This is a genomic window from Vibrio fortis (assembly GCF_000695685.1).
GTDB classification, from domain to species: Bacteria; Pseudomonadota; Gammaproteobacteria; order Enterobacterales; family Vibrionaceae; genus Vibrio; species Vibrio fortis_A.
This window is the reverse complement of the sequence record NZ_JFFR01000006.1, coordinates 35473-59914: the sequence shown is the minus strand read 5'-3', so window position 1 is coordinate 59914 and position 24442 is coordinate 35473. Positions and strand designations below refer to the sequence as shown.

Annotated in this window: 29 protein-coding genes; 14 read left to right on the top strand and 15 right to left on the bottom strand. The window is 45.4% G+C overall.

From position 1 onward, the window contains the following. Positions 1-8: 8 nt before the first annotated feature. The 10 genes from VFDL14_RS16395 to VFDL14_RS16440 form a co-directional block, all read right to left on the bottom strand. Positions 9-1100 (bottom strand): flagellar basal body P-ring protein FlgI, encoded by a 1092-nt coding sequence (locus VFDL14_RS16395; protein WP_032550129.1) that lies wholly within the window; start codon positions 1098-1100, stop codon positions 9-11. 96 nt (positions 1101-1196) lie between these two features. Further along, positions 1197-1973 (bottom strand): flagellar basal body L-ring protein FlgH, encoded by a 777-nt coding sequence (gene flgH, locus VFDL14_RS16400; protein ID WP_032550128.1) that lies wholly within the window; start codon positions 1971-1973, stop codon positions 1197-1199. A 55-nt stretch (positions 1974-2028) separates the two neighbouring features. Beyond that, positions 2029-2817 (bottom strand): flagellar basal-body rod protein FlgG, encoded by a 789-nt coding sequence (flgG, locus tag VFDL14_RS16405; protein WP_032550127.1) that lies wholly within the window; start codon positions 2815-2817, stop codon positions 2029-2031. 21 nt (positions 2818-2838) lie between these two features. Beyond that, a complete protein-coding gene (locus VFDL14_RS16410) occupies positions 2839-3588 on the bottom strand; it encodes a flagellar basal body rod protein FlgF (RefSeq protein ID WP_032550126.1) in 750 nt (249 codons plus the stop codon). A 252-nt stretch (positions 3589-3840) separates the two neighbouring features. Further along, positions 3841-5145 (bottom strand): flagellar hook protein FlgE, encoded by a 1305-nt coding sequence (gene flgE, locus VFDL14_RS16415; protein WP_032550125.1) that lies wholly within the window; start codon positions 5143-5145, stop codon positions 3841-3843. Between the two features lie 49 nt (positions 5146-5194). Next, entirely contained in the window at positions 5195-5902 is a 708-nt protein-coding gene (gene flgD / locus VFDL14_RS16420) for a flagellar hook assembly protein FlgD (protein WP_032550124.1), read from the bottom strand. A 17-nt stretch (positions 5903-5919) separates the two neighbouring features. Continuing rightward, positions 5920-6333 (bottom strand): flagellar basal body rod protein FlgC, encoded by a 414-nt coding sequence (flgC, locus tag VFDL14_RS16425; RefSeq protein ID WP_032550123.1) that lies wholly within the window; start codon positions 6331-6333, stop codon positions 5920-5922. Positions 6334-6337: 4 nt separating this feature from the next. Then, positions 6338-6733 carry a flagellar basal body rod protein FlgB gene (gene flgB / locus VFDL14_RS16430; RefSeq protein WP_004736175.1) on the bottom strand — a complete coding sequence of 132 codons (396 nt, stop codon included), beginning with the start codon at positions 6731-6733 and terminating at the stop codon, positions 6338-6340. Positions 6734-6978: 245 nt separating this feature from the next. Continuing rightward, positions 6979-7809 (bottom strand): protein-glutamate O-methyltransferase, encoded by an 831-nt coding sequence (locus VFDL14_RS16435; RefSeq protein ID WP_032550122.1) that lies wholly within the window; start codon positions 7807-7809, stop codon positions 6979-6981. Positions 7810-7822: 13 nt separating this feature from the next. Then, positions 7823-8749, bottom strand: coding sequence for a chemotaxis protein CheV (locus tag VFDL14_RS16440; protein WP_032550121.1), 927 nt, complete (start codon positions 8747-8749; stop codon positions 7823-7825). 77 nt (positions 8750-8826) lie between these two features. On the opposite strand from VFDL14_RS16440, the gene flgA reads away from it, so the two are divergent. From flgA to VFDL14_RS16455, 3 genes are all read left to right on the top strand, one after another. Next, positions 8827-9573: a flagellar basal body P-ring formation chaperone FlgA gene (gene flgA / locus VFDL14_RS16445; protein ID WP_032550120.1), complete on the top strand. Its 747-nt coding sequence runs from the start codon at positions 8827-8829 to the stop codon at positions 9571-9573. 202 nt (positions 9574-9775) lie between these two features. Further along, on the top strand, positions 9776-10093 hold the full coding sequence (gene flgM / locus VFDL14_RS16450; protein ID WP_032550119.1) for a flagellar biosynthesis anti-sigma factor FlgM: 318 nt from the start codon (positions 9776-9778) through the stop codon (positions 10091-10093). 45 nt (positions 10094-10138) lie between these two features. Continuing rightward, positions 10139-10564, top strand: coding sequence for a flagella synthesis protein FlgN (locus tag VFDL14_RS16455; protein ID WP_032550118.1), 426 nt, complete (start codon positions 10139-10141; stop codon positions 10562-10564). A gap of 181 nt (positions 10565-10745) precedes the next feature. Here VFDL14_RS16455 and flgP read toward each other — a convergent pair whose 3' ends face one another. Next, positions 10746-11177: a flagellar assembly lipoprotein FlgP gene (flgP, locus tag VFDL14_RS16460; RefSeq protein WP_032550116.1), complete on the bottom strand. Its 432-nt coding sequence runs from the start codon at positions 11175-11177 to the stop codon at positions 10746-10748. Between the two features lie 9 nt (positions 11178-11186). Beyond that, complete coding sequence (locus VFDL14_RS16465) at positions 11187-11822, bottom strand: FlgO family outer membrane protein (RefSeq protein ID WP_032550114.1); 636 nt, start codon at positions 11820-11822, stop codon at positions 11187-11189. 192 nt (positions 11823-12014) lie between these two features. Here VFDL14_RS16465 and VFDL14_RS16470 point away from each other — a divergent pair, with 192 nt between their 5' ends. Both VFDL14_RS16470 and VFDL14_RS16475 read left to right on the top strand, forming a co-directional pair. Further along, positions 12015-13148 carry a flagellar assembly protein FlgT gene (locus VFDL14_RS16470; protein ID WP_032550111.1) on the top strand — a complete coding sequence of 378 codons (1134 nt, stop codon included), beginning with the start codon at positions 12015-12017 and terminating at the stop codon, positions 13146-13148. Positions 13149-13274: 126 nt separating this feature from the next. After that, on the top strand, positions 13275-13781 hold the full coding sequence (locus VFDL14_RS16475; RefSeq protein ID WP_032550110.1) for a hypothetical protein: 507 nt from the start codon (positions 13275-13277) through the stop codon (positions 13779-13781). A 108-nt stretch (positions 13782-13889) separates the two neighbouring features. Here VFDL14_RS16475 and VFDL14_RS16480 read toward each other — a convergent pair whose 3' ends face one another. From VFDL14_RS16480 to VFDL14_RS16490, 3 genes are read right to left on the bottom strand one after another with little or no spacing between them, the layout of a single operon-like run. After that, positions 13890-15134 carry an NAD(P)/FAD-dependent oxidoreductase gene (locus tag VFDL14_RS16480; RefSeq protein WP_032550107.1) on the bottom strand — a complete coding sequence of 415 codons (1245 nt, stop codon included), beginning with the start codon at positions 15132-15134 and terminating at the stop codon, positions 13890-13892. Between the two features lie 24 nt (positions 15135-15158). Then, a complete protein-coding gene (locus VFDL14_RS16485) occupies positions 15159-16226 on the bottom strand; it encodes a methyltransferase (RefSeq protein WP_032550106.1) in 1068 nt (355 codons plus the stop codon). 27 nt (positions 16227-16253) lie between these two features. Further along, positions 16254-16643: a hypothetical protein gene (locus VFDL14_RS16490; protein WP_032550104.1), complete on the bottom strand. Its 390-nt coding sequence runs from the start codon at positions 16641-16643 to the stop codon at positions 16254-16256. 71 nt (positions 16644-16714) lie between these two features. Between VFDL14_RS16490 and VFDL14_RS16495 the strand changes: the two genes are divergently transcribed. The 9 genes from VFDL14_RS16495 to VFDL14_RS16535 all read left to right on the top strand — a co-directional run bounded on the left by VFDL14_RS16495 (position 16715) and on the right by VFDL14_RS16535 (position 24442). Next, positions 16715-17452 (top strand): beta-ketoacyl synthase chain length factor, encoded by a 738-nt coding sequence (locus tag VFDL14_RS16495; RefSeq protein ID WP_084181826.1) that lies wholly within the window; start codon positions 16715-16717, stop codon positions 17450-17452. Continuing rightward, positions 17445-18209 carry a lysophospholipid acyltransferase family protein gene (locus tag VFDL14_RS16500; RefSeq protein WP_032550103.1) on the top strand — a complete coding sequence of 255 codons (765 nt, stop codon included), beginning with the start codon at positions 17445-17447 and terminating at the stop codon, positions 18207-18209. The genes VFDL14_RS16495 and VFDL14_RS16500 overlap by 8 nt, the downstream gene beginning before the upstream one ends. Positions 18210-18296: 87 nt before the next feature. After that, entirely contained in the window at positions 18297-18557 is a 261-nt protein-coding gene (locus VFDL14_RS16505) for a phosphopantetheine-binding protein (RefSeq protein WP_032550101.1), read from the top strand. Between the two features lie 12 nt (positions 18558-18569). After that, positions 18570-18827: an acyl carrier protein gene (locus tag VFDL14_RS16510; RefSeq protein WP_032550100.1), complete on the top strand. Its 258-nt coding sequence runs from the start codon at positions 18570-18572 to the stop codon at positions 18825-18827. Beyond that, positions 18827-19384 (top strand): septation protein IspZ, encoded by a 558-nt coding sequence (locus VFDL14_RS16515; protein ID WP_032550098.1) that lies wholly within the window; start codon positions 18827-18829, stop codon positions 19382-19384. Before VFDL14_RS16510 ends, VFDL14_RS16515 begins: the two co-directional genes overlap by 1 nt. A gap of 4 nt (positions 19385-19388) precedes the next feature. Continuing rightward, complete coding sequence (locus tag VFDL14_RS16520; RefSeq protein WP_032550097.1) at positions 19389-20768, top strand: AMP-binding protein; 1380 nt, start codon at positions 19389-19391, stop codon at positions 20766-20768. 45 nt (positions 20769-20813) lie between these two features. Next, positions 20814-21176, top strand: a complete 363-nt coding sequence (locus VFDL14_RS16525) for a 3-hydroxyacyl-ACP dehydratase (protein ID WP_032550096.1) — start codon at positions 20814-20816, stop codon at positions 21174-21176. Further along, complete coding sequence (locus VFDL14_RS16530; protein WP_032550095.1) at positions 21169-22920, top strand: glycosyltransferase family 2 protein; 1752 nt, start codon at positions 21169-21171, stop codon at positions 22918-22920. Before VFDL14_RS16525 ends, VFDL14_RS16530 begins: the two co-directional genes overlap by 8 nt. After that, positions 22898-24442 (top strand): HAL/PAL/TAL family ammonia-lyase, encoded by a 1545-nt coding sequence (locus VFDL14_RS16535; protein ID WP_032550094.1) that lies wholly within the window; start codon positions 22898-22900, stop codon positions 24440-24442. The genes VFDL14_RS16530 and VFDL14_RS16535 overlap by 23 nt, the downstream gene beginning before the upstream one ends.

Below are 24442 nucleotides of genomic sequence, written 5' to 3'. Positions count from 1 at the left end.
CCCACTCCTTAGATAATGATCAATTGGCCTTCAATCGCACCCGCTTGTTTTAGTGCTTGAAGGATTGCCATTAAGTCAGAAGGAGCCGCACCCACTTCGTTGACCGCTCTTACAAGGTCGTCCAGAGTCAGGCCAGGTTCAAACTTAAACATCTTACCGTCACCTTCCGTGACTTCGATGTCTGAGTCTGGAACAACAACGGTTTGTCCGCCAGAGAATCCATTTGGCTGACTAACGTTTAAATTTTCTTTAATTGCTACCGTCATACCACCGTGAGTCACAGCTGCAGAGCGTAGGCGTACGTGCTTACCAACAACAATGGTACCTGTACGGGAGTTAACAATGATCTTTGCTGAGCCTTCTGCAGGGTCAAACTCAACATTTTCAATCGCAGATAGGAAAGCAACACGTTGGCTAATCTCACGCGGTGCACGAACTCGCACTGAAGTCGCGTCTACAGCGGATGCCATCTGTGGCCCAAGGAAATTGTTTACCGCATCAGCCATGCGCTGTGCAGTGGTGAAATCAGATTCAATTAGGTTAAAGGTAATGTAGTCGCCACGACCAAAAGGAGTTGGGATTTCTTGTTCAACTGTCGCACCACTTGAAATGATACCGACGTTCGGGTTGTTACCGACAATCTTAGAACCATCGTTACCTTGAGCACTGAAACCGCTCACGACTAGGTTACCTTGTGCGACGGCATACACTTGCCCATCAAGACCTTTCAGGAAAGTTTGCAGTAGCGTACCGCCACGTAGGCTTTTTGCTGAGCCGATAGAAGAAACAGTAACGTCAACGGTTTGACCTTGCTTAGAGAAAGCAGGAAGCTCTGCAGTAACGATTACCGCTGCCACATTTTTCGTTTTTGGCTTAGTGCCGGGTGGCAATTGGATGCCAAAGTTTTGCAGCATCGCGTTAAATGTTTGATCTGTAAAAGGTGTTGTTTCGCCAGTACCCGGCAAACCCGTTACCAAACCATAGCCAACCAACTGGTTACTACGAACACCTGCAACTTTTGCCACGTCTTTGATACGAGCGGCATGAGCAGTGGTGGCAAGAAATAACATGCCGAAAAGTACAAGTGCTAGCTTTTTCATGGGAGTAACCTGTCTCTATTGCTCTGATTTATATTAAGTTTCTTCTAAATCCAATGCCGCTTGTTAATGGTCAAACAATCGGCACTGTGATTATTGCTATAGAGCTACATTAAAAAATCGTGCCAAGAATCCAGGCTCTTGCATATCTTGTTGTACGCCAGTACCAGAATATTGAATTCGAGCATTGGAAACACGGTTCGAAGCGATGGTATTATCAAAGCCAATATCGTCCGGGCGGATAGTGCCGCTTAGGCGTATGTATTCATCACCAGTATTCAGCGTCATCCATTTCTCACCACGCACCACTAGGTTACCGTTAGCCAACACCTCAATCACTTCTACCGTGATGTAACCACTAATGCTGTTACTTTGGTTAGCCGATGCATCACCAGCAAAGGTATTGGTATTGCTTAGATCGTAAGAGAAGTTGTATTTATCGATGGTCAGCTCTTGCCCGCCCACAGACAATGGCTCCATTGAAGAGTCATTCGACTTAGACAGGTCTGCGTTAGCTTTTTTGGTCGCACGCGTGTTCTCATCAAGTGCCACTGTGATGATATCGCCGATACCGCGTGGCTTAGAGTCATCATACATGCTGCCAATGTGGTTCACGTTAAAAAGTGAACCGGTCGCTGCTGCGTAGTGTTCTGGCTTTTGCTTAGGGTGAATTGGGGCCCAAGCAGGATCGCCCGCGACGGGGTCGGTACGACCACGTAGTGTGTCCACGATACCAGAGCTCTCATCACTCGACTTATCACCCTCTACCGCATCGACCACGGTCGTGGCGTTTTCTTGTTCTGGCGTTTCGATAGGATCCAACATGGTACAGCCGGTCATCGAAGCTAACAGGGCTAAACAAAAAATACGTTTCATGGTGATACTCTCTTAGTCAGCAGTAGGGACAATTACACGTTACTTAATCTAACGATTAAAGTTGTTGGTTAACAAAGCTCATCATCTTGTCTACTGACGAGATAACTTTTGAGTTCATTTCGTATACACGCTGAGCTTCAATCATGTTTACCAGCTCTTCGGTTACGTTTACGTTAGAGGTTTCCAACATTGATTGACGAATGTTACCTAGGCCGTCAAAACCCGGTACACCCTCTTGTGGGTCACCACTTGCGCCCGTTGGTAGGTAAAGGTTTTGACCAACTGGCTCAAGACCACCAGGGTTTACAAAGTCAGTGATCGTAATCTGACCAACGACAACGTTGTTCTGCTCACCACGAATACGTACTGAAACTTCACCATCGTTACCGACAGTAATCGAAATTGCATCTTCAGGAATAACGATTTCTGGTTGTAGCGGGTAACCCTGGCCTGAAGTTACGATTGCGCCGTCACCATTCAATGTAAACTGACCATTACGGCTGTAACCTGTCTCACCATCTGGCATTTCAACTTGGAAGAAACCATCACCTTCGATCATCATATCTAGGCTGTTGGTTGTCGTTTGCGCGTTACCGTGAGTGTGCACTTTTTGCGTTGCTACCACTTTAGAACCCGCACCCAACATCAAACCACTTGGCAGTTCAGTGTTTTGAGACGACTGACCACCCGGTTGATTGATATTTTGATAGAACAAATCTTCAAATACGGCACGGCTCTTTTTGAAGCCAACCGTTGATGCGTTGGCAAGGTTGTTCGAAATTGTTGAGATATTGGTTTGTTGGGCGTCTAAACCAGTTTTACTTACCCATAATGCTGGATGCATAGTAATTTCCTTTAAATTCTATTAGCTCATACGAAGCAGTGAATCAGACGACTTGTCCATTTCTTCTGCTGTGCTCATCATCTTGACTTGCATTTCAAATTGACGCTGTAGGTCAATCAAGCTTGTCATCTCACCGACGGCATTCACGTTACTGCCTTCGATGGCACCAGTCAGCAGCGTAACGGCTGCATCAGCTTCGTATGCCTGATCTGGGTTTTTCGAACGGAAAAGACCATTCGTATCTTTAAATAGGGTTTGATTATCTGGGCGAACCATTTTAATGCGATCGACAACGGCAAGTTCTTCAGCTGGAGCGCCTTGAGGAATCACCGAAATCGTACCGTCTGTACCAATTTCTACTTTGCTTAATGGGATTGGTAGGGTAATAGGTGCGTCGTTTTCACCAAGAATGAGATGACCACTGCCGTTAGTCAGTAGACCGTTTTGGTCGATCTTGAGATTACCGTTACGGGTTAGACCTTCACGACCTGAATTATCCATCACTGAAATCCAGCCATCACCTTGAATGGTTACGTCTAAATCACGGCCGGTCGTCACAACGCTGCCTTGTTCAAAATTATGACCAGGACGCTCTGTCATGCTGAAGACACGTGTTGGCATACCTTCACCGTACGCTTGCATTGAACGAGCTTGTGCTAGGTCAGCACGAAAGCCTGTTGTACTTACGTTAGCGAGGTTGTTGGCACGTAGCTGCAAAGCTTGCATATTTTGCTTTGCGCCACTCATGGCTAAAAACAGTGCGCGATCCATAATTTTGCTCCAAAAAATCATTATCTAGAGCCAATAAAGCAATCACTGTGCCAACTATGAAATGGTGTTTATAATCATAGTGTTAAGTAGATAGAAAGGAATTACAGAGATCAAAATGATCCTGGCTGCCAGGGGTGGCAAGAACAAACTTTACCGCGCGGCAATTGAGGCGGCAAATAGATAGGCAAGCAACAATACCCAATTCAAACGGATTGAATTGGGTATTCGCAGATGATTCAGACCAAGAAGGTATTAACGAATCTGAAGAATATTTTGCTGTAGTTGGTTGTGAACTTCTAGAGAACGCGAGTTCGCTTGGAAGTTACGTTGAGCAGAAATCAGGTCAACCAGCTCTTGAGTCATATCGATGTTCGATTGCTCTAGTGAACCGTTGTTGATGCCACCAAATGAACCTTTGTTCGATTCACCCCAGATTTTATCACCTGAGTAGTTAGTAGAATCCCACTGAGTGCCGCCCTTCTTGTCTAGGCCTTGCTCGTTTGGAACACGCACTAGACCTACACGACCTAGCATTACGTTTTCACCGTTTGAGTATGTACCTAGAACACTACCGTACTCATCGAAGTCGACCTTAGTTAGGAAGCCTGTTGTTGCGCCGTCTTCATCGAATTTCGTCAATTCAAACGGTGCCGCAAACTGCGTCGAAGAGTCTAGACCAAAGTTCAGTGTTTGAGTAACGTCCGCGCCGTTTAGGTTCATAGGTACAGCACCCGCACCTAACGCTTCCGACACAATTGGTTGACCGTTGTTTAGGCTCGCCAGAGTACCGTCGTTGTTAAAGCGCATAGTGTGACCAACATGGCCCGTCGCGTTTGTCGCATCACCACCAGCAATGTTCAACGGCTTCTCACCTTCACTATCAGTCATAGTGTAGTAAGTCTGCCATGTGTTCGGCTGGGTTTGGTCTTTTAGGTAGTAAGTGGTTAGCTTGTAAGACTGACCCATAGAATCGTAGACCGTTGAAGAGGTCGCACGGTTATAGGTATCTGCATCATTGAAGTTAAATGCAGCCGGGTCTTTAAGATCACCGTTTGCAGGCAGGTTTACACCTACTTCAATGTTTTCAGTCTGTTTTGGCTTACCAAATTCAGCTGGAATAGACAGTGGCTTCGGTGCGTAAGAAAGAACTTCACCCGAGTTTGGATCAACATCGTAACCTAGAAGAAACTCATCGTTAGAAGTAACCATGTAGTTATCTTTGTTTAGGTGAAATGCGCCATTTCGTGTGAGTTCGTTAATCTCAGGTACCATGCGGTCTTTTGCCACAGCGAAGAAGCCTGTGCCACTTACACGTAAATCCATTGGGTTGTTTGTATAAATACTTGAACCTTCGTGGAACTGCTGCGCCACTTTATTTGCTTGAGCACCGCCACCTGGAGTGGTTTTGCCGTTCGTAAATAAAGAGCTTGAGTAAACATCACCAAACTCAGCACGCGACTCTTTAAAGCCAAATGTGTTTGCGTTCGCAATGTTGTTACTTGTTGTGTTCAGATCTAATTGAGCTGCGGATAGACCGCTTAAAGCTACATATGACATTCCAATATTCTCCTAATCTATCTAGCTAGCATATTCACTCTATCTAGAGCTACGCTTTGCCAACTTCTAGTACTTCAGCAAGTCGTACTGGCGATGTGAAACCAGCCAGATTGAGTAGTACGTTGCCATCACCTTTGCCAAGAAGCACACTGTTCACATTCGCATACGTTGATACTTCGAACTCTGCGCTCTCGCCATCCAGTAAACCAGCCGCTTTCACGTTGTATTTACCAGCAGGCAATGGGTTGCCGTCTTCGTCTTTTCCGTCCCATTCAACACGTGTGTCACCTGCAGGCTTAGAACCGACATCAAAGGTACGGACCAATTGGCCCACTTCGTTCTCAACACGGATCATTAAGTTATCCATAGCTTGAGGAAGTTTTACCATTGCCGCCATGCCGCCATCGCCGGGTTTCACACCCGCTGCACCAGGAACTAACACATCACGCCCTACTAAAGATGAGGCCTGAAGTGCTTGGTTAGATGTCATTGATGAATTCAAGCTTTCAAACTGTGTATTCATCTTGCCAATGCCATCTACGGTCGCAAATGAAGCCATTTGCGCAATCATCTGGTCATTGCTGACCGGCTTAAAAGGGTCTTGCTGAGCAAGCTGCTTGGTCAATAACGATAAGAAGTCTTCTTGTTTAAGATCTTGCTTACCTGTTGTTTCATCAGGCTTTTTGCTGTCTTGAAGATTTTTAAGCTGATCAACATAGGACAAGCCGCTTTGACCAACATTATTGATTCCGGCCATATGCTACCTCCTTATCCTTATTGACCCATCTGCAGCGTACGCAGCAGCATTTGTTTACTCGAGTCAGCAACCTGTACGTTTGTTTGGTACGCACGTGAAGCTGAAATCATGTTTGCCATCTCTTCCATAACATTAACGTTTGGCTTGTAGATGTAGCCTTCGTCGTTTGCTAATGGGTGATCTGGGTTGTACTCCGCGCTAAGCGGTTTATCGCTTTCGACGATACCTAATACTTTCACCGGCACGGTATGACCGCTATTGCGTGCCTTACTTAACTCAGCGCCGAACACAGCATGGCGTGCCTTGTAAGTCTCATCAGCTGAGCTACTTACACTGTCCGCGTTAGCTAGGTTACTTGAGGTCGTGTTTAGACGAACAGATTCAGCACTCATCGCAGAACCAGTCACATTGAATACATTAAATAAGCTCATCTAATTATTCCCCTTTAATCGCTTTAGTTAAGTTCTTGAATTTACTTCCTAAGAAGTCTAGAGAGGCTTGATGCCTGATTTGGTTTTGCATGAACAAGTTTCGTTCTAAATCCAAATCCACCGTGTTGCCATCTCCTGTATCAGGTTGAGTAGGAATACGATACTTAGTTTCCCCATTCACCGTCGTTGAGGCAGAAATATGCCGACCGTCCGTGCGGCTAAGACCAATGCTTGCCCCAGAACTTGCCGCCTGCAGTGATTTTTTAAAGTCTAATCCTTTTGCTTTATAACCAGGCGTGTTTGCTTGCGCGATATTGGTGGAAAGCACCTCAGCGTTGCGCTCACGTACACCAACTGTGTGCTGGTGAATGCCTAATGCGTTGTCAAAAGAAATAGCCATGTAAACCTCAACTCAAGAACTGACTGTTATGAAATAACCAAAGCAATATGTATACCAACTTTTAAAGCCAATAGAACAATGAATGCTTTTTATCGGTCACTCGCTGTTAAACTTGCAATATACAAGCCAAGAATAGAGTAAATTGGAATGTCACTCTGATCTAAAGATATACCGAGCGAGACAAAAAAGAAAACCCAGCACAATGGCTGGGTTTGATAAGAAAAGCTGGAATGTCTGTACTGTTGTTACGACTTGAGCTTATAGATGATACCTGGGTTACAACGAACCATCTCAAAACGGTCTGTCAGACCAGTCAAAGACTCAGACGCACCCAACAGTAAGTAGCCACCAGGGTTAAGGCTGTTAGCCATCTGGTTTAACACTTTAGACTTCATGTCTGGCGAGAAATAAATCAGTACGTTACGACAGAAGATAATGTCGAATTTACCTAACAGCGCGTAGCTGTCCATTAGGTTTTGCGGACGGAAGTTAACCATACGCTTCACATTATCTTTTACCTTCATACGACCATCGCCCGCGTCTTCAAAGAAGGTACGGCGACGTTCAGGCGACAGGCCACGGCCTAACGCAAGATTGTCATAGATACCAGCACGACACATATCGAGCATGCTCGCAGAGATGTCTGTAGCTGTGATCGAAACATTTGGCAGCATACCCGGCTTACGTGCTTGAGTCTCAAGTACTGTCATTGCCATTGAGTACGGTTCTTGACCAGAAGAGCTTGCCGCAGACCAAATCTTAATTGGACGCTTATTTGCCGCTATTTCCGGAAGGAGTTTATCCGCAAGCACGGCAAACGGGTAAGTATCTCGGAACCAAAGCGTCTCATTAGTTGTCATGGCATCAACAGCCGCCACGCGCAACTCGCGGTTTCTACCCGTTACCACATCTCTCAATAGATCTGACAGAGACGCCAGTTTGAACTTTGCAACTAAAGGACTAAGGCGACTGCGTACAAGATATTGCTTGCTATCACCGAGTACAATGCCACATTGAGATTCTAAAAAGCGGCTAAAATCACGATACTCTTGATCACTAATTGTTATAGCAGTCATTAATGTCTCTTTTCTATTTAGTTAATGCGGACTTCACCGCTGAACCAAGCTCATCTGGGTTAAATTTCGCGATGAATGAGTTCGCACCCACACGCTCAACCATGGCCTGGTTAAATACGCCACTCAAAGAAGAGTGTAAAATTACATATAAGTCTTTTAGTTCTGCATGGCGGCGAATTTCTGCAGTCAGTGTATAGCCGTCCATCTCTGGCATCTCGATATCCGAGATAACTAGAGAGATCTGGTCGTAAATACTACCTTCAGCCGACATCGCCATCAGCTTCTCGTACGCTTCTTTACCATCTTTAACGGCAATAACCTCGAAGCCAATCGACTCGATTGCGCGCTGTACCTGTTTACGAGCAACGGTAGAGTCATCCGCAATGAGAATACGTCGAACAAGTGGTTTCTCTTGCTCAACTTCTGCAATCTCTTCAGCAATTTTGCTATCCATTGTTTCATCAACAGGAGAGATCTCTGCAAGAATTTTCTCTACATCGAGAATTTCAACCAATTCATTATCAATGTTAGTTACCGCAGTCAGGTAGTTCGCTTTACCTGCGCCATCAGGTGGCGGCAAGATAGATTCCCAGTGCATGTTGATAATACGCTCAACAGAGCTCACCAAGAAACCTTGAATAGTACGGTTAAACTCAGAAATTACAACAAAACACTTTTCTACGTCTGTTGTTGGGCGACCGCCAATAGCTAAGCTTAAGTCAATAACTGAGATGGTTTGACCACGAATGTGCGCAACACCCTTAACCAGCGGGTTCAAGTTTGGCATTGAAGTCAGCTTAGGACACTGTAGTACTTCTTTAACCTTAAATACGTTAATACCATAGCGCTGACGCCCCATTAGGCGAAAGGTTAGTAATTCTAATCGGTTTTGACCGACGAGTTGCGTACGCTGATTCACTGAATCCAGAATACCCGTCATGAGCGCATCTCCATATCAAACTTTTTTGATTAAAAAGTGTTAATCTACTACAGGCTACGAACCATCAGAGAAACAGAATGACGTATCATAACTCAAATCTGCAACCATTTTCCATAACAACATGTAGAGCTTTTTTTAAAATTGTCGCTAAGTTTATCGGCATTATATCAATATTGTTTAGTTTTTTTGCACAAGGTGCGACATCAGAACAAATTGAGGCGATTCAAACCGCAGCTGAGCAACATATTCTCGACACGGTTGAGCAGCCAATGGGCGGTGAACTCTTGGTTCAATCTGCCAATGTAGACTCAAGGATAAAGGCTACAGATTGCCCTATTCCCTTGGAAACCAGTGCTTCTACTGCCACCAATACTCGCAGCAGCATTACCGTTCTTGTGCAATGTGTTCCTGATGAATGGCGAGTATACGTTCCGGTTCGACTCTCTATATCTGCACCATTGGTCACTGCAACAAGAACCATCGCGCGAGGCGAGATAATCGGTCAATATGATGTCACAACCGCTATGATTTCACTTAACAAATTTCGCCGACAAGGTTACACCCTTCCTGAACAAGTCATCGGGGCTAAAGTAAAAAAGAACCTGCGCCCTGGTGATGTTATTGAGAGAGGTGATATTTGCGTCGTTTGTCGTAATGAGAAGGTTATCATACAAGCTGTCAAAGGTGGCATGACCATTACCACAAAAGGCACGGCATTAACGGATGGCTCAATGGGAGACCAAGTAAGAGTGAAAAATGATAAATCACAACGTATAATTGAAGGAATTGTTACTGATATGTCGGAAGTGACCGTTCATTTCTAATAAATGAGTTGCAAGTCCCCTCTAATAAGTTAGAGGAAACCCGTTTCGACATAAGAGATTTGTTTCTTTGTTAACACGTTATCCTGCCAAAGTGGTACTCTGTTAGCGATTTCAACAATCGAGTTAAAAATCTCTAAAGTAATCGAACCAGCGGTCGATAGTGACAGTACAGGTTCCCATATTCGTAGATAAAGGCTCAACTATGGCAGGCATTGATAATATTCGTTCAGGCCAAACCCTAACGACAACTAACCGCTCTACAGCGCGTACTGATACTAGCAGTTCGCAAGCGTCGAGCTCTGAAGTATCGGCAAAGCCCGCAAGTAAAGATGCGGTATCGCTAAGCCAACAAAGCAAAGCGATTGGTCAAATGCACCAAGACATGGCCGCGCAACCAAGCTTTGACCAAGTAAAAGTCGCAGCGATTAAAGAAGCGATCGCAAACGGCTCATACACTGTTGACCCAGAAAAACTGGCTGACAACATGATCAAATTCGAAAACGAGCTTAAAGGCCTATAAGTTCGTTTTTCGTTCAACTGACTATAAGCTCGATTAGGTTTTTGTATGGCGGCACTCGCAGATTTAGTTAACTTTCAACTTCAAAGCGCCCAAGCTCTCTCTGAACTGCTTAGTTCGGAAAAGAGTGCCATTACCAGTAGAAAATCGAGTGAGATTGAACGTATTGCTAAAGAAAAAGTCGTGCTGGTTGAGCAACTGAGAAGTACAGACCAGAGAATAGCAGCGCACACTAACGTGGCCGAGTTGAACGAAAAGCCAGAGCTTATCGAACTCGTCGCCAAAATTCGCTCTATTATTCACGATTGCCAACAAGCAAACCTTGTTAATGGTGAAGCACTTAACCGCGCGCACCTGAGCTTCAACAAACTCAGCAACATGATGCAACAAAGCCATGGAAAAATAGGCATGACATACAATGCCGGTGGGCAAACGCATACCATATCTACGTTAGGAACCAACGTAAAAGCGTAGCTCTATTCTTCCCTTTGAGTAACAAGCTCCGGTCTCCGCTATTAAAAATAGCGTAAACCATCGAAAATAAAAAAGCGGCAAGTATCCAATACTTGCCGCTTTTTGCATCAAACCTAGTAATTATGTCTGCCACTTGCCATCTGGAAAGCCAGCAGCAGAATACAGTATCAACCGAGTGACATTAGAAAAGTGTTTGTTGTCTCTTTTCTGGTACGGCTTGAACCTCACCGTAATCACGCAATTTGTCCATTTTCTTAATATCAAGTTGCAGTTCGGTCACGTAACTGTCACCCACAGGGTAGCTACGTACTACTTCTGCACCTCGAATAACGCCATCAACAGCGCCGGAAGTCAGCTCAGTGCCCAGACGTTGGTCTTCAAGCTCAGCACGGCCACTAACACGCATACCATATACTTGCTCAGCCAGTTCACGGTACGCATCAATCTTTGAAGCTCGCATCGCTCGAATACGTTTCTCTTCGTCATTACGCCCTTTTTGTTCGCTAATACTTGCGTAGCCAACTGCCACCAAGAAATCGTCTGGTCGCATGGTTTGCAGTGGCTGACAGCCAACAAGTAACAATGCTGCGATTAAAAATATCACCTTCTTCATGACAGGCTCCTATGGACGAAGAATAACCGTATATGGCTGCTTAATAGTTGGGTCTGAGCGAATGATCACACCATCTTGAGTGCGGATGCTGTTCAATGTGTCTAGGTCACGACCAATACGGTCTGCCGGTAAGAAACCTTGCGCCGTTGCAACAACGATACGCGTTTGCATACCTACGACACGAGCATTAACTAACACACCACCCTCTTGGCGTAGCATAGTACCCGTTAGTACGTATTGAACATCCTGCTCTTGTGCCAGATCTTTCCAGTCTCGGCTCAAAGCGAAGTCACCCTGTTGAGTTACTTGAATCGAGCCAGTTGTCTTAAAATCTACCACTTTAAAGCCGCGACGCTGAAACTGATGGATAAAGCCTTCAGAGACTGAGTTGCCTAGCCAGTTGGTCGAATCCATATGTTGCAGGTCAACAAACGAGGTGACAGCGATAGGCGTACGCGCCGACACACTGGTGTTAGACATAATCAAGTCTTCAGTCATACTCTCGACGAAGAAGTCCATAGTATGACGTGGACTATCCATTAACATAAACTGACTACCAGCGTACTCAGACTTACCGTTATAGATAGGCGAATAAGCACATGATGTAATTAGCATTACACTGATTACTACAAGCCATTTTTTCATTGTGTTATCTCCAGATGTTTTAGTACCAGACTGTGCAACCTATTCTCACCACTCTTTCCTTTAATGGATTACAATGTTGGAACAGTCTTTGCTTTTGATTAATTGTTCACATTAATAAAAGCGGCACTCAAATCAGCAATTCGCTTCTGATAATTTGTTAAGCAATATTTATACCCAACTGGTAACGAATAGATGAAAAAAATATTTTCCACACTATTTTCAATAGTTTCACTGCTCACTATGACCTTCAATGCTCATGCATCATGGTTTGAAGTTACCGGTACAGCGGCGATCGTTGCGTCTGAAGATGCGGCAAGAGTTCATGCACTTGAAGATGCCATTTACAAAGCGATGCAGTTCTCTGGAGGAGATATTGGCAGTATCGCGAACCTAACACCTTATCTACAAGCAGGACAAAAAGAGTATCAATTCACTAACCATGAAGTGAGATACATCCTTGTCGACAAAGAGAGAAAGCGCAGCGGCAACATCATGATCACTGCTCGCATCGATATTTATCCTTCGGCAAATGGTTGCCATGAAAGCCAATATAAGAAGACATTTTTGGTCGGTAACGTTGACCTTGCCTCTCCACAACAGGCGGTAATGGGGCGTGTCTATAACATTGGCGATGACTTCAGCCATGTGATCAACCGCCAGCTGTCTCAGGAATCACGCAGTTTTGTTTCTGTGGGTACCACCGACTATGAAATAGACCGACGCCAGCCAGAAACGTTAAAAATGATCGCGCAAGACCATGGAGCGCAATACGTAATTGGGGGCACCATTACCGATTTAACGGCAACCATCGAGTCTAAGCTTCTACAAGACGATGTGATTAACCGTCAATTCGCTTTAGAGATGCAGGTGTATGACGGCAAAACTGGCCATCAAGTTTACAACCGTAGTTACCGCGAGGTAGCAAAATGGCCATTTCCGAAGACCAGTGAAGTGGATACCAAAAGTGCGCGTTTTTGGGCATCAACCTATGGCAGCATGATGTTGCGAGTAAGCCGAAATATCATGCTCGACTTGGAGTCGGAAGTGTCTTGTAAAATCACCCTACCAGAAGTGGCTGCGGTCTTTGGTAATACAGTGACGATGGATCTAGGTCGTTTACACGGCGTTCAACAGGGAGACAAGCTACAGCTGTGGCACACAGGCTCATTTATCGATCAAAATGGTTTGCCGCGTAACAAGGTATCTAAGAGTGACATCACCCTTACGGTTACTCGCGTTTATGAGAACGAAGCTGAGTTGACCATTGAGCAGCCTAACTTAGCAGGCAGTATTCAAATTGGCGACGTAATGCAGAAGATCATGTAAGCCATTAAGATATATAGCAAAGCCCTGAAGTAAAATTCGGGGCTTTATTTTTTCCGCTCAATTGGTTTCTGTTTTTCTGATATTTGGCGTAATCTTACTAATAACATAACCATCAATTAGTAAGCTATGAGTGAGAATAACCTGATTGGAGCCACCGGTTACCGCTTCATTTCAAAAGGCAAAACAGCATATAAGATCCATATTCACACGCCTGACGATACGGTTCTGCATCGGTCGGTGGGCTTCGTGCGTCTTGGAGAAGAGAAAGCGCTCAAAAAAACCATAAAGCTACGTGATGAGCTTGGCAAACAACTATGGGGAAAATTCTGGGGCAAGGTGCTCAAAGACCCATACCTGATGACACGGCTACCACACAGCCTGGAGCCTAAAATTGTCTTCAAGCCCAATCCCACTCAAAGCGATCCTGAGCATCGCGACGAATGCTATATCGCCAAGTGGCGAGTATTTGCCGAGAACGGAGAATATAAGTATCGAACGAAGGTCTGCTCAATCAGAAAACATGGCAGGCTTGCCGCATACAGCCAAACCAAGCGTGCGCTATTAGAGGCACATAAAGATGTGATTGATCTGCTTGTATTTATGGGACGCCTAAACAGCATTGATCTAAAATAGTCACGCCCCTGTGTAGATAGCTATGCGTCTACCCAAGCGGTTGTATTCTCAACCCTCAATAAAAAACAGCGACCGGAATCGCTGTTTTTTCGTTTCGATGTTAAGTAACTAAGACTCTTGGCACAATTCCGCCAAAGCAGACAAGCGTCGCTGAGACTCTTTCACATACGGATTCGACTCATCCCACGCGTAACCAGCCAAAATAGAACAGACCATCTGCTTAATCTTTGGATTAGGTTTCTCATAGAAAATTACATCCTGCAGCGAACCCGAATACCAACCTTCTACATAGGTACGGAATGTGTCCACCCCTTTCATCAGAGGCTGCGCATACTCTTTGTCCCAATCCACTTCTTCGCCATTCACATGTCTTGCAACGCAATCTACAGCGTACTCGGCAGACTTCATCGCAATGGTCACACCTGAAGAGAACACTGGGTCGAGGAACTCGCCAGCATTACCCAGCAGAGCGTATCTGTCCGTCGCTAGGTGCTTCACATTTGCTGAATAGCCGCCAATCTCGCCAGCAGGATTAGAGTACTCCGCTTGGCTTAGAATATTGGCCAAACCCGGCTCTTCACTGGCTACCTGCTTGAGTAAGGCAATCTTATCTTCAGGGTAATTTTCAAAGAAACTTGGTTCACCCACTACACCAAATGAAGAGACACCATTACTGAATGGGATTAGCCAATACCAAACGTCAGGGTTAATTGGGTGGACAGAAATAAGGATCTTGTTTCTATCGTACTCTAAGCCATGTTCCGCCAAATCAATATTATCTTTGATATGGGTAAACACTGCCTTACGAGGAGGTAAACTAGATGGCTCTTCTAGGTTTAACATCTTAGGCAGCACACGACCAAAGCCACTGCCGTCTAATACATAATCAGCCTCGATTTGGTACGCGTCTTCCCCTTCAGGTTGAACATCCAAAATGGCGTGCTGGTCAGTAAAACGAATATCGATAAGCTCGTGCTGGTAATCGATAGCGACACCCTGATTTTGTGCCTCATCGGCAAGTACTTTATCAAAAGTGCCTCGCTGAACTTGAAACGTAGTACCAGGCCCCTTGGAGAACTTGTCTTGGAAATCGAAAGCGGTATATACCCCACGCTTTCGAAACGCAGCCCCATCTTTGTATTGGAACTGGGCAGATTTCACAGCTTCAGTCATTCCTGCTTGTTCAACGACTTCCATACAAGCTGGCAATAGACTTTCACCAATGGAAAAGCGAGGGAAAACGCTCTTCTCAATCACACGAACCTCCACCCCTTTTTTATGGAGTAGAGCCGCGGCAATCGAGCCCGAAGGCCCTGCACCGATAACCACAACTTGAGTCTTTATTTTTCTCATTACTGTCATCACCAAAATTAAGCGTTAAGCGGCTTTAAGTTCAAGGAGTGTATGTCCGAGCCCGATATCATCGGTACGAGTCACCACTTCAAATCCTGCTTCAGCAACAATCTCTAAGAAATCTTCGCTGCGATAGAAACGGCTATTTCCGTTGGCTAAACAGGTGAAATACAGCGATGTTGCATTCAAGCTATAAGAGGCTGCATCGTATTTTTGCGCATCCCAGAATAGTTCCAGAATATAAACGGTCGCCTGCTCTGACATATGTGAACGTACACGCTTAAGAATGCTTAAGATCTCCATCGGAGAGAAACAATCTAAGAACTGACTCATCCACCATACATCTGCGCCAGTCGGCAAGGCTTGCTGTTTATCCAGCATATTCGCGGGATAAGGTGTGATGCGATCTTCAAAGCCTTGTTCTTTGGCATTAGCCATTGCCATCTCTAATTGCTGCGGCAAATCAACTATCGTGATTTCAACATCCGAGTCATGCCCGCAACACTGCAGTGCCCACTTCCCCGTGTTACCGCCAATATCCACCAGCGATTTAGGCTGCTTTTCGAAGACTTTTTCCAGCAAAATCGGAAACGAGCGATCGGAATAGAAATGATCAAACTTAAACCAGCTCTCTTTCGCCTGTTGAGGCAATTGAGATAAACCTTGATAGATAGTCTCCCACTCGCCTAATTCTTTCAGCCCCGCAGGCGTACCCTTTTGAATTGCTTCGGTTAGGTGCATCATTGCGGCATAACAAACATCCGCCGTAAAATCCATATTCGCTTCAGTCATGCCGTCATGTAGCAGATAGAAACCAAGATTTGCCAATCGATAATTTGGCTTTTCCCACAATACAATGTGCGCACTTAACGCCATATCGAGTAGGACTTTAACACCGTATTCGGATACGCCAGTTTTGGCTGAAATATCGCTAGCGTCTAAACCTTGCTCACCCGCCTCATCGAGGGCTTTTAATATCCCTAAATCACGCAATGTGCGTGCAGTATGGAACACTATCGGCGCAAAAGAGAGCTTCTGAGCTTCTGTTTTAGCCTGAAGTGCATTGAATGGATCTAAATTATAATTGGACACAAAAAACCTAACTTATTTGTTCTAAAACTATTCAGCCGCCATTTGCGCTAGCTTTCGTTTAATATCAACGTTCAGGTTGTTTACCCAACGGTTGTAGTTGCGATGAATCTCGCCATCGTCATATTTTAGGTTCTCTGACTCTACATACAGAATCGAGTAGAACTTATCGCTGTAAGGAATTTCAACCACCGCGTGATGAGAACGGACATATAGCTCTGCACGAATAAGACCAGGCTTCACTTCAGAAACTAGCCAGCCGCGATCAATCGCCGACTCATAAATCGCTGATTTTACCTGTTTACTTTGAAGATTATGTGCAACTGGAGTATCCTCAACGTTCATAACTGGCTGTACACGACCACAACCTGCGAGAACCAAAACGAATAACATCGAAGCTGCAATTTTGAATAATTTCATTGTATTTCCTTACCTATATTTGTCTTTATCTCGCATAGTATTTAATTAGACCCAATTCAAATCAATACTCTATGTCAAATCAATCTCATTTAATGTCGTTCAATATTGAAAAGTGGTGTGCGAATTCGCCTGGGCTTATGACTCATTCGGATTGGCAGGCATGGAGTACGACAACGCAGTGGCCTGAAGACACAACCACTAACTTCAAAGCCATTCCTCCGATGATGCGCCGCCGCATGAGTCTGCAAAGTAAGCTTGCTGTGCAAACCGCATTAACATTGCTTGAAGACAACGATATCCATTTCTTAGTCTTTGCCAGCCGTCATGGTGAACTACACCGAACCGCAACATTGATTCAATCCATTCTCGAAGGTGAAGATGCCTCTCCAATGGCCTTTTCCCAATCAGTGCACAACACTGCAGCCGGACTGACGACGATTGCAGCTAAAGCCCCAATTCCTTTGAGTTCAATCGCTTCTGGCGTCGATACATTTCACAGTGCCTTGATTGAAGCCTATCTATATTTGAGCCAGTACCCTGCGCATAAAGTCATGGTCATCGATTTCGACCAGCCCCTGCCTGAGCTTTACAAAGAGTACGAAACCCAAGTGTACTCTGACTACGCGCTAGGGTTAGTGTTAAGCCAAGGGAGTGCGTATTCTCTCAACAGAGAAACCTCAAATGTTGAGTCACAGGAAACTCCTCTTCCACAAGGTTTGCTGTTCCTCCAGCACTACCTAAACAATCAATCAAGCTGGCAAATTTCCGGCAAACGCCAAACTTGGTCGTGGGTTAAGCATTGTGAATAAGCTGAATCAATATTGGCGAGTGTTCGCCACGGGACTGTGCTTTTCGATCTTTGGCCTAGGTGGTTTGGTTCTTAGCTTTATCATCCTGCCTCTGTTTGCTATCACCACACCCAATACCATTCAACGTGAGCTCAAAGCGCAACGTTTAATACGTTTTACGTTTAATGCATTCTGCCGAATCATGAAATTCACCGGCGCCATTGATTACCGCATTGATGGTGTCGAGACTCTACAGAAAGATCGCAACTGCATCATCGTCGCCAACCACCCAAGTCTCATTGATTACGTTCTTATCGCATCTCAACTGCCTCAGTGTGATTGCCTAGTTAAGGCCGCGATTTGGGAAAACCCGTTTATGAAACGTATTGTAAAAGCTGCGGGATATATTCCTAATCAAGCGCCTGATGATTTACTTGAACGTTGTGAAGAGCGTTTTTCTCGTGGCAACGTATTACTGGTTTTTCCTGAGGGAACACGAACAACTCCCGGCATCACACCATCTTTACAGCGCGGTGCAGCGCAAATTGCTACTCGAACTGAGACCGATTTACGTGTCATTCACATCACGGTAACGCCTTCATTTCTCACTAAAGAGAAGAAGTGGTACCAAGTTCCTTCGACGAAACCCTTTTTTCATGTCTCAGTCAAAGGTAAAATAGAAGTGACACCCTTTATTGAGAGCTCAAATAATTTAACTTCTGCGGCAAGGCGCTTAAATCGGCACCTTGCGGAAAACATTTTTCCAGAGCAAGAATAATAAGCCTCTCAACACACTTTTGATTTGGGTAAATGTGATTCTATTCGTTCGCATTTACTCGCATTTAATATAGACAAGTAGGCCAAAGTGGAAACATTACATAACGAACTAAAACAGCTGATCATTGATGCTCTGAACCTTGAAGATATGAGCATTGATGAAATTGAAACTGAAGCTCCACTGTTTGGTGATGGTTTGGGTCTAGACTCGATTGATGCGCTTGAGCTTGGCCTAGCAATTAAGAAGAAATACAACATCGTGATTGACGCTGATGATTCAAACACACGTCAGCACTTCGCTTCTGTTGCTAATCTAGCAAACTACATCACATCTCAAACGAACAACTAGAAAGATTTCCTTATGACACAAGCAAACCAACAAGAAGTATTTAATCAGGTTAAAGATGCGCTTATCGAGCTATTCGAGCTAGATGCTGAAGAAATCACACCAGAAGCACACCTTTATCAAGATCTTGACCTTGATAGCATTGATGCTGTGGATCTGGTTGTTCACTTGCAAAATGTAACAGGCAAAAAGATCAAACCTGAAGAGTTCAAAACAGTACGCACCGTGAATGACGTGGTTGAATCTGTCGTTGAACTTCTCAAGGACGCATAGTGCGCCCCCTGCTGACTTTACTGTCGGCACTGATCATCTTCTCCTACCCAATAGCCGTTTACTTTGGGCTCAATAAATTTGGCCTGCAAGCGGTAGGAGGCGTATTGGCCACCGTGTTTCTGGTAAGAATCATGACCGGTGGTCAAGCTAAGATCAAAGAACTTAAACACCTTGCTTGGGTGAGTGGTGGCGCCGGTTTAACGTTACTACTGCTAGGCATGCTCTTTAAACAGCACGGTTGGCTCACCTACTATCCGGTTATCGTCAATCTGTGTATGTTCACTGTATTTGCCCTGAGCCTCACTCAACCTCAAACGATTATTGAGCGCCTTGCTCGATTACAAGAGCCAGAACTGCCACAAAGCGGCATCGACTACACAAGAAAGGTGACCAAGGTGTGGTGTGTCTTCTTTGTGCTCAATGGTGCCATTGCACTCTATACTTGTTTCCAATCTCTTGAGTTGTGGACACTTTACAACGGCCTAATCAGTTACCTGCTAGCTGGTGTTTTGTTTGCCGTCGAGTGGATAGTCCGACAACGCGTACGCCAAAGCTAAAATTATGAACCAAAGTCCCCGCTATACTTCTCTCGCTCAGCTATTCCAAGCGGACAGATCTCTAGATTCCGTTATCTGCTTTGATGACAAGTTACAGATCAGCTGGCAAGAGTTTCACAATGATGTAGCGAAACTTTGTGGTCTGTTATCCGATTCACCGGCACAACGTACCGCTATTTGTACTCAAGACAGTTACCTATTCACTGTCGCATTTATGGCTTGTGCTTTATCCAGCAAGCAGATTGTGCTGCCGGGTAATTATCAGCCGGAAGCGCTATATGAACTGCGCAGTGAATATGACCTGCTGTTGGTTGATGAAAGCATTCAAGTGGTGAGCAACACCAACGTCCTGCTCCTATCTAAGCAACTCTTTGATACTCAAATGAACGATACCATCAATGAGTCTATCAATCTCGGTGCGGTAAAACTGGTTCTATTCACTTCAGGCTCAAGCGGTACGCCAAAAGCGATACACAAAACACTGCAGCAACTTGATATTGAGATTGCAGAGCTCAGCAAAAACTGGCAATCGATGCTGACAGATAGCCGTGTTCATAGCACGGTCTCGCACCAGCACATCTATGGTTTGTTGTTTCGTATCTTGTGGCCACTCTGTTCATCCGTACCTTTTTCGCGCTTCAATTTAGAGTATCCAGAGCAAATCATCTCGCATGCCGACTCAAAAATGGTATTGGTCAGCAGCCCTGCCCTTTTGAAACGTCTTTCAGAAGAGCAAAGTGCGAAGCCTCTGGTGGGTGTTTTCTCATCTGGTGGTCCACTTCCATTAGAAGCAGCCCAACAAGCTCGCACTCTATTTGGTGAATTGCCCATCGAAGTTTTTGGCAGCACAGAAACAGGCGGAATCGCCTACCGCCAACAAGTTAATGCTCAAACCCCTTGGCAACTCTTTTCATGTATTAAAGCTGAGTTGAACCAAGAAAATTGCATCAAATTGCTGTCGCCTTATATTGACCGAGACAACTGGTACCAAACGGCTGATGAGTGTGAAATGGTGTCTGACAACCAATTCATTCTTAAAGGCCGTACCGACCGAATTATTAAAATTGAAGAGAAACGTATCTCTCTGGTCGAAGTAGAAAAGCGCCTTGAGCAGCTGTCGTGGATTAATGAATGCGCCGTTATCCCATTTGAAGAACCAAATCGTTTGATTCTCGCCTCTGTCATCGTACTTTCCGATGAGGGAAAACAATTGCTTAACAGTGTCGGTAAAGGCAAGTTTTGGTTACTATTACGCAATGAGCTTAGAAAGTGGCTTGAACCCATTGCGGTACCAAGGCGTTTTAGAGTAGTTGAAGAGATCCCGCTCAATAGCCAAGGAAAGCGACTCACTCCGCAAATAGAACAAATCATAAACGCGCAATAGCTCGCCTTAAGCGCGTCATTAAAACAATAAAGTAAAGCCAGTGTTATGGACAAAAGAAAGCCAACCATCTTACAGATCGAGACCCAAACAACGGAGTCGACACTCACCTTTAAAGTGGACGCCGATTTAACCGACTTTAAAGGCCACTTTAAGGGCTTTCCTATCCTGCCCGGCGTCACTCAGATTGATTGGGCACTCGCCTATGCGATCCAGGAGCTGGCTGTTCCATCTCAATTTAAAGGCATGGAAGTGATCAAGTTCCAAGAGCCCATTTTACCCGATGCGACAGTCACATTGACGTTAAAGTGGGACTCAGACAAACAGAAACTGGCGTTTAGCTACACGTCTGATAACGGCAACTGCACTCACTCATCTGGCAAAATGAAGCTGGGAGAAAAAAGTGAATAGCGTGGCGAGCATTGAAACCCAAACAAGCTACCAAGCCTGTTTTTTGATTCCCTGCTATAACCACGGCTCAACAGTGGCAGCGGTTATTGAATCCCTTAAAAGCTATGCGCTACCAATTATTTTGGTCGATGACGGGAGCAATGCCGAAACCAAGCAGCACCTAAAACCATTGGCTGAGCTTGATGACGTAACTTTGGTGACTCTAATCGAGAACCAAGGCAAAGGCGGTGCAGTCAAAGCGGGAATTGAACGAGCTCAACAGCTGGGTTTCAGCCATGCCATTCAGATTGATGCTGACGGTCAACACGATCTAGAGGCTCTACCTAAACTTCTTAAAAAATCGCAAGCATCGCCAACCCACCTTATTTCTGGGCAGCCTGTCTATGATGACAGTGTGCCTAAATCACGTCTTTACGGACGCTACGCGACGCATATTTGGGTGTGGATAGAGACCCTGTCTTTCTCAATCAAAGACAGCATGTGTGGCTTCCGAGCCTACCCGATTGCTGCAACGCAAGCTGTACTCAATAAATATGATGTTGGCTCACGCATGGACTTCGATATCGAAGTACTGGTGCGTTTGTACTGGGAAGGTTGCGATATTGATTTTATCGACACTCGCGTTATCTACCCAGAGGGCGGTATCTCGCACTTTGATGCACTGTGGGACAACGTAAAAATCAGCTGGATGCATACTCGACTGTTTTTCGGCATGCTACCACGTGCCCCAAAACTGATTGCCCGTCACTTCAATAGAGCAGAAGAGGAAAGCAACAGCAATCAACCCCATTGGTCACGCACTCAAGAGCGCGGTACGGTGCTAGGGATCAAACTGCTGCTGATGATCTACACCCTGCTAGGACGCGGTGTCTTCAATCTGATCCTCAAAGGCGTGATGCGTTACTACCACCTAACAGGGAAACGTGCACGTGAAGCCTCTGAACATTATCTGCATACATTGAAGCTCTATGCTGAGCTGCACAATATTGATCTGCCAAGTAACCTAACCAGCTACCATCATTTGCTTTCGTTTGGTCACACCATGCTGGATAAGCTTGCCGCTTGGAAGGGAGACTTCTCAGTTGAGAACCTAACAATTCACGGCCAAGACCAGTTTGAAAATATGGTCAACAATGAACAAGGTGTGGTTATCCTAGGCTCTCACCTTGGTAATATCGAACTCTGTCGCGCACTCGGTCGTAGACACTCAAACATTAAGATCAACGCACTGGTCTTTACTGAGCATGCCGAGCGCTTTAATTCGGTAATGAAAGCGGTAAACCCAAACTCTGACTTAAACCTTATTCAAGTCAGCTCAATGGGACCTGATACGGCCATCTTGCTTCAACAGAAGCTTGAGCAAGGCGAGTGGATCGTGATTGTTGGCGATCGTACCTCCACCAGCAAAGAGAGTCGCTCAGTATGGGCGGAGTTTTTAGGACAAGAAGCGCCATTCCCACAAGGACCATTTATGCTTGCTTCTGTTCTTAAAGCGCCCGTATTCCTGCTATTTGGATTGAGAGACGATAGCTGTAAAGAGCCTCACTTTAATGTCTACTTTGAACATTTTAGCGACAAGATAGTCTTACCAAGAAAGACACGTGAACAGACATTGCAAGAAGTGGTGCAGCAGTACGCTGACCGACTTCAGCACTACACACTGAAGGCACCTCTTCAGTGGTATAACTTTTTTAATTTTTGGACATTGAGCAATCAGCACCATGACGAAAAAGAATCAAAATAGCATCACATTTGGTGCAGAACACCTAACGATCGAAGACGTTGTTGCGATCTCTCAAGGTGCTTCAGCTAGCATGAACACCGACCCAGCCTTCACCTCTAAGATTGACCGAGGCGTGGCATTTCTTGAGCGCCTTCTTAAAGAAGAAGGGGTAATTTACGGTGTAACAACTGGCTATGGTGATTCGTGTACCGTTGCTATCCCACCTAACTTGGTGGATGAGCTGCCTCTGCACCTGACTCGCTTCCACGGCTGTGGCTTAGGTGAAACTCTGACTCATGATCAAGCTCGTGCGGTATTAGCGACTCGTCTATGTTCACTTTCTCAAGGTGTTTCTGGAGTTAGCCACGATCTGCTCAACCAAATCGTTACCCTAATCAACAATGACATTGCACCGCGTATCCCTCAAGAAGGCTCGGTAGGTGCAAGCGGCGACTTAACACCACTCTCCTACCTAGCGGCTGCGCTCATTGGCGAACGCGATGTGTTGTACAAGGGTGAAGTGCGACCAACGAGCGATGTATACAACGAACTAGGCATTACACCGATTAAGCTGAAGCCAAAAGAAGGCTTAGCGCTGATGAACGGGACATCGGTAATGACAGCTCTTGCATGTATCGCCTACAAGCGTGCTGAGTACCTATCTCAACTATCGACCAAAATCACCGCCATGGTATCAGTAGGTATGCACGGTAATGACTTCCACTTCGACGAAGCGCTGTTTGCAGTGAAGCCTCATCCAGGCCAGCAACAGGTTGCCGCGTGGTTACGTGATGACTTGCAAGCTGATCGTCCGCCGCGCAATAGCGACCGCCTACAAGATCGCTATTCACTGCGCTGCGCACCGCACGTTATTGGTGTAGTGGAAGATTCACTGCCGTGGTTGCGTCAAATGATTGAGAACGAACTCAACAGCGCTAACGACAATCCAATCATTGATGGCGATAACGAGCGTGTATTGCATGGCGGTCACTTCTACGGTGGTCACATCGCAATGGCTATGGATACGTTAAAAACTGCAGTCGCTAACCTTGCTGATCTGCTTGACCGTCAAATGGCGCAGTTGATGGATTACAAATTTAACAATGGACTGCCGTTTAACCTAACTGGTGCTCAAGGTGAGCGTAAGCCAATCAACCACGGCTTTAAAGCAGTTCAGATTGGTATCTCAGCTTGGACGGCAGAGGCACTAAAACACACCATGCCAGCAAGCGTGTTCTCTCGCTCAACTGAGTGTCATAACCAAGACAAAGTCAGCATGGGCACGATCGCCGCTCGCGATTGCTTGCGAGTACTAGAGCTGACTGAGCAAGTTGCAGCAGCTTCATTATTGGCTGCAACACAAGCGCTAGAGCTACGTAAGCGTGCCAATGAGCTCGACGAACACCACATGAGTGACAACTTGAAGCAGATCCGTGACCAAGTGATGCAAGAGTTTGAGTTTGTTGTTGAAGATCGCCCATTAGAAAGCGATCTGCGCTTGTTCATCCAGCGTATCCAACAGCAGCACTGGACACTGTACTAA

Bases quoted from the DNA above. Each gene is read 5' to 3' on its own strand.
- flgD (WP_032550124.1), bottom strand. From the start codon at position 5,902: ATGGCCGGAATCAATAATGTTGGTCAAAGCGGCTTGTCCTATGTTGAT.
- flgA (WP_032550120.1), top strand. From the start codon at position 8,827: ATGACGTATCATAACTCAAATCTGCAACCATTTTCCATAACAACATGT.
- VFDL14_RS16395 (WP_032550129.1), bottom strand. From the start codon at position 1,100: ATGAAAAAGCTAGCACTTGTACTTTTCGGCATGTTATTTCTTGCCACC.
- VFDL14_RS16480 (WP_032550107.1), bottom strand. From the start codon at position 15,134: ATGAGAAAAATAAAGACTCAAGTTGTGGTTATCGGTGCAGGGCCTTCG.
- flgG (WP_032550127.1), bottom strand. From the start codon at position 2,817: ATGCATCCAGCATTATGGGTAAGTAAAACTGGTTTAGACGCCCAACAA.
- flgH (WP_032550128.1), bottom strand. From the start codon at position 1,973: ATGAAACGTATTTTTTGTTTAGCCCTGTTAGCTTCGATGACCGGCTGT.
- VFDL14_RS16520 (WP_032550097.1), top strand. From the start codon at position 19,389: ATGAACCAAAGTCCCCGCTATACTTCTCTCGCTCAGCTATTCCAAGCG.
- VFDL14_RS16475 (WP_032550110.1), top strand. From the start codon at position 13,275: ATGAGTGAGAATAACCTGATTGGAGCCACCGGTTACCGCTTCATTTCA.
- VFDL14_RS16455 (WP_032550118.1), top strand. From the start codon at position 10,139: ATGGCGGCACTCGCAGATTTAGTTAACTTTCAACTTCAAAGCGCCCAA.
- VFDL14_RS16510 (WP_032550100.1), top strand. From the start codon at position 18,570: ATGACACAAGCAAACCAACAAGAAGTATTTAATCAGGTTAAAGATGCG.
- flgM (WP_032550119.1), top strand. From the start codon at position 9,776: ATGGCAGGCATTGATAATATTCGTTCAGGCCAAACCCTAACGACAACT.
- flgC (WP_032550123.1), bottom strand. From the start codon at position 6,333: ATGAGCTTATTTAATGTATTCAATGTGACTGGTTCTGCGATGAGTGCT.
- flgB (WP_004736175.1), bottom strand. From the start codon at position 6,733: ATGGCTATTTCTTTTGACAACGCATTAGGCATTCACCAGCACACAGTT.
- VFDL14_RS16525 (WP_032550096.1), top strand. From the start codon at position 20,814: ATGGACAAAAGAAAGCCAACCATCTTACAGATCGAGACCCAAACAACG.
- VFDL14_RS16465 (WP_032550114.1), bottom strand. From the start codon at position 11,822: ATGAAAAAATGGCTTGTAGTAATCAGTGTAATGCTAATTACATCATGT.
- flgP (WP_032550116.1), bottom strand. From the start codon at position 11,177: ATGAAGAAGGTGATATTTTTAATCGCAGCATTGTTACTTGTTGGCTGT.
- VFDL14_RS16435 (WP_032550122.1), bottom strand. From the start codon at position 7,809: ATGACTGCTATAACAATTAGTGATCAAGAGTATCGTGATTTTAGCCGC.
- flgE (WP_032550125.1), bottom strand. From the start codon at position 5,145: ATGTCATATGTAGCTTTAAGCGGTCTATCCGCAGCTCAATTAGATCTG.
- VFDL14_RS16495 (WP_084181826.1), top strand. From the start codon at position 16,715: ATGTCAAATCAATCTCATTTAATGTCGTTCAATATTGAAAAGTGGTGT.
- VFDL14_RS16410 (WP_032550126.1), bottom strand. From the start codon at position 3,588: ATGGATCGCGCACTGTTTTTAGCCATGAGTGGCGCAAAGCAAAATATG.
- VFDL14_RS16490 (WP_032550104.1), bottom strand. From the start codon at position 16,643: ATGAAATTATTCAAAATTGCAGCTTCGATGTTATTCGTTTTGGTTCTC.
- VFDL14_RS16440 (WP_032550121.1), bottom strand. From the start codon at position 8,749: ATGACGGGTATTCTGGATTCAGTGAATCAGCGTACGCAACTCGTCGGT.
- VFDL14_RS16470 (WP_032550111.1), top strand. From the start codon at position 12,015: ATGAAAAAAATATTTTCCACACTATTTTCAATAGTTTCACTGCTCACT.
- VFDL14_RS16535 (WP_032550094.1), top strand. From the start codon at position 22,898: ATGACGAAAAAGAATCAAAATAGCATCACATTTGGTGCAGAACACCTA.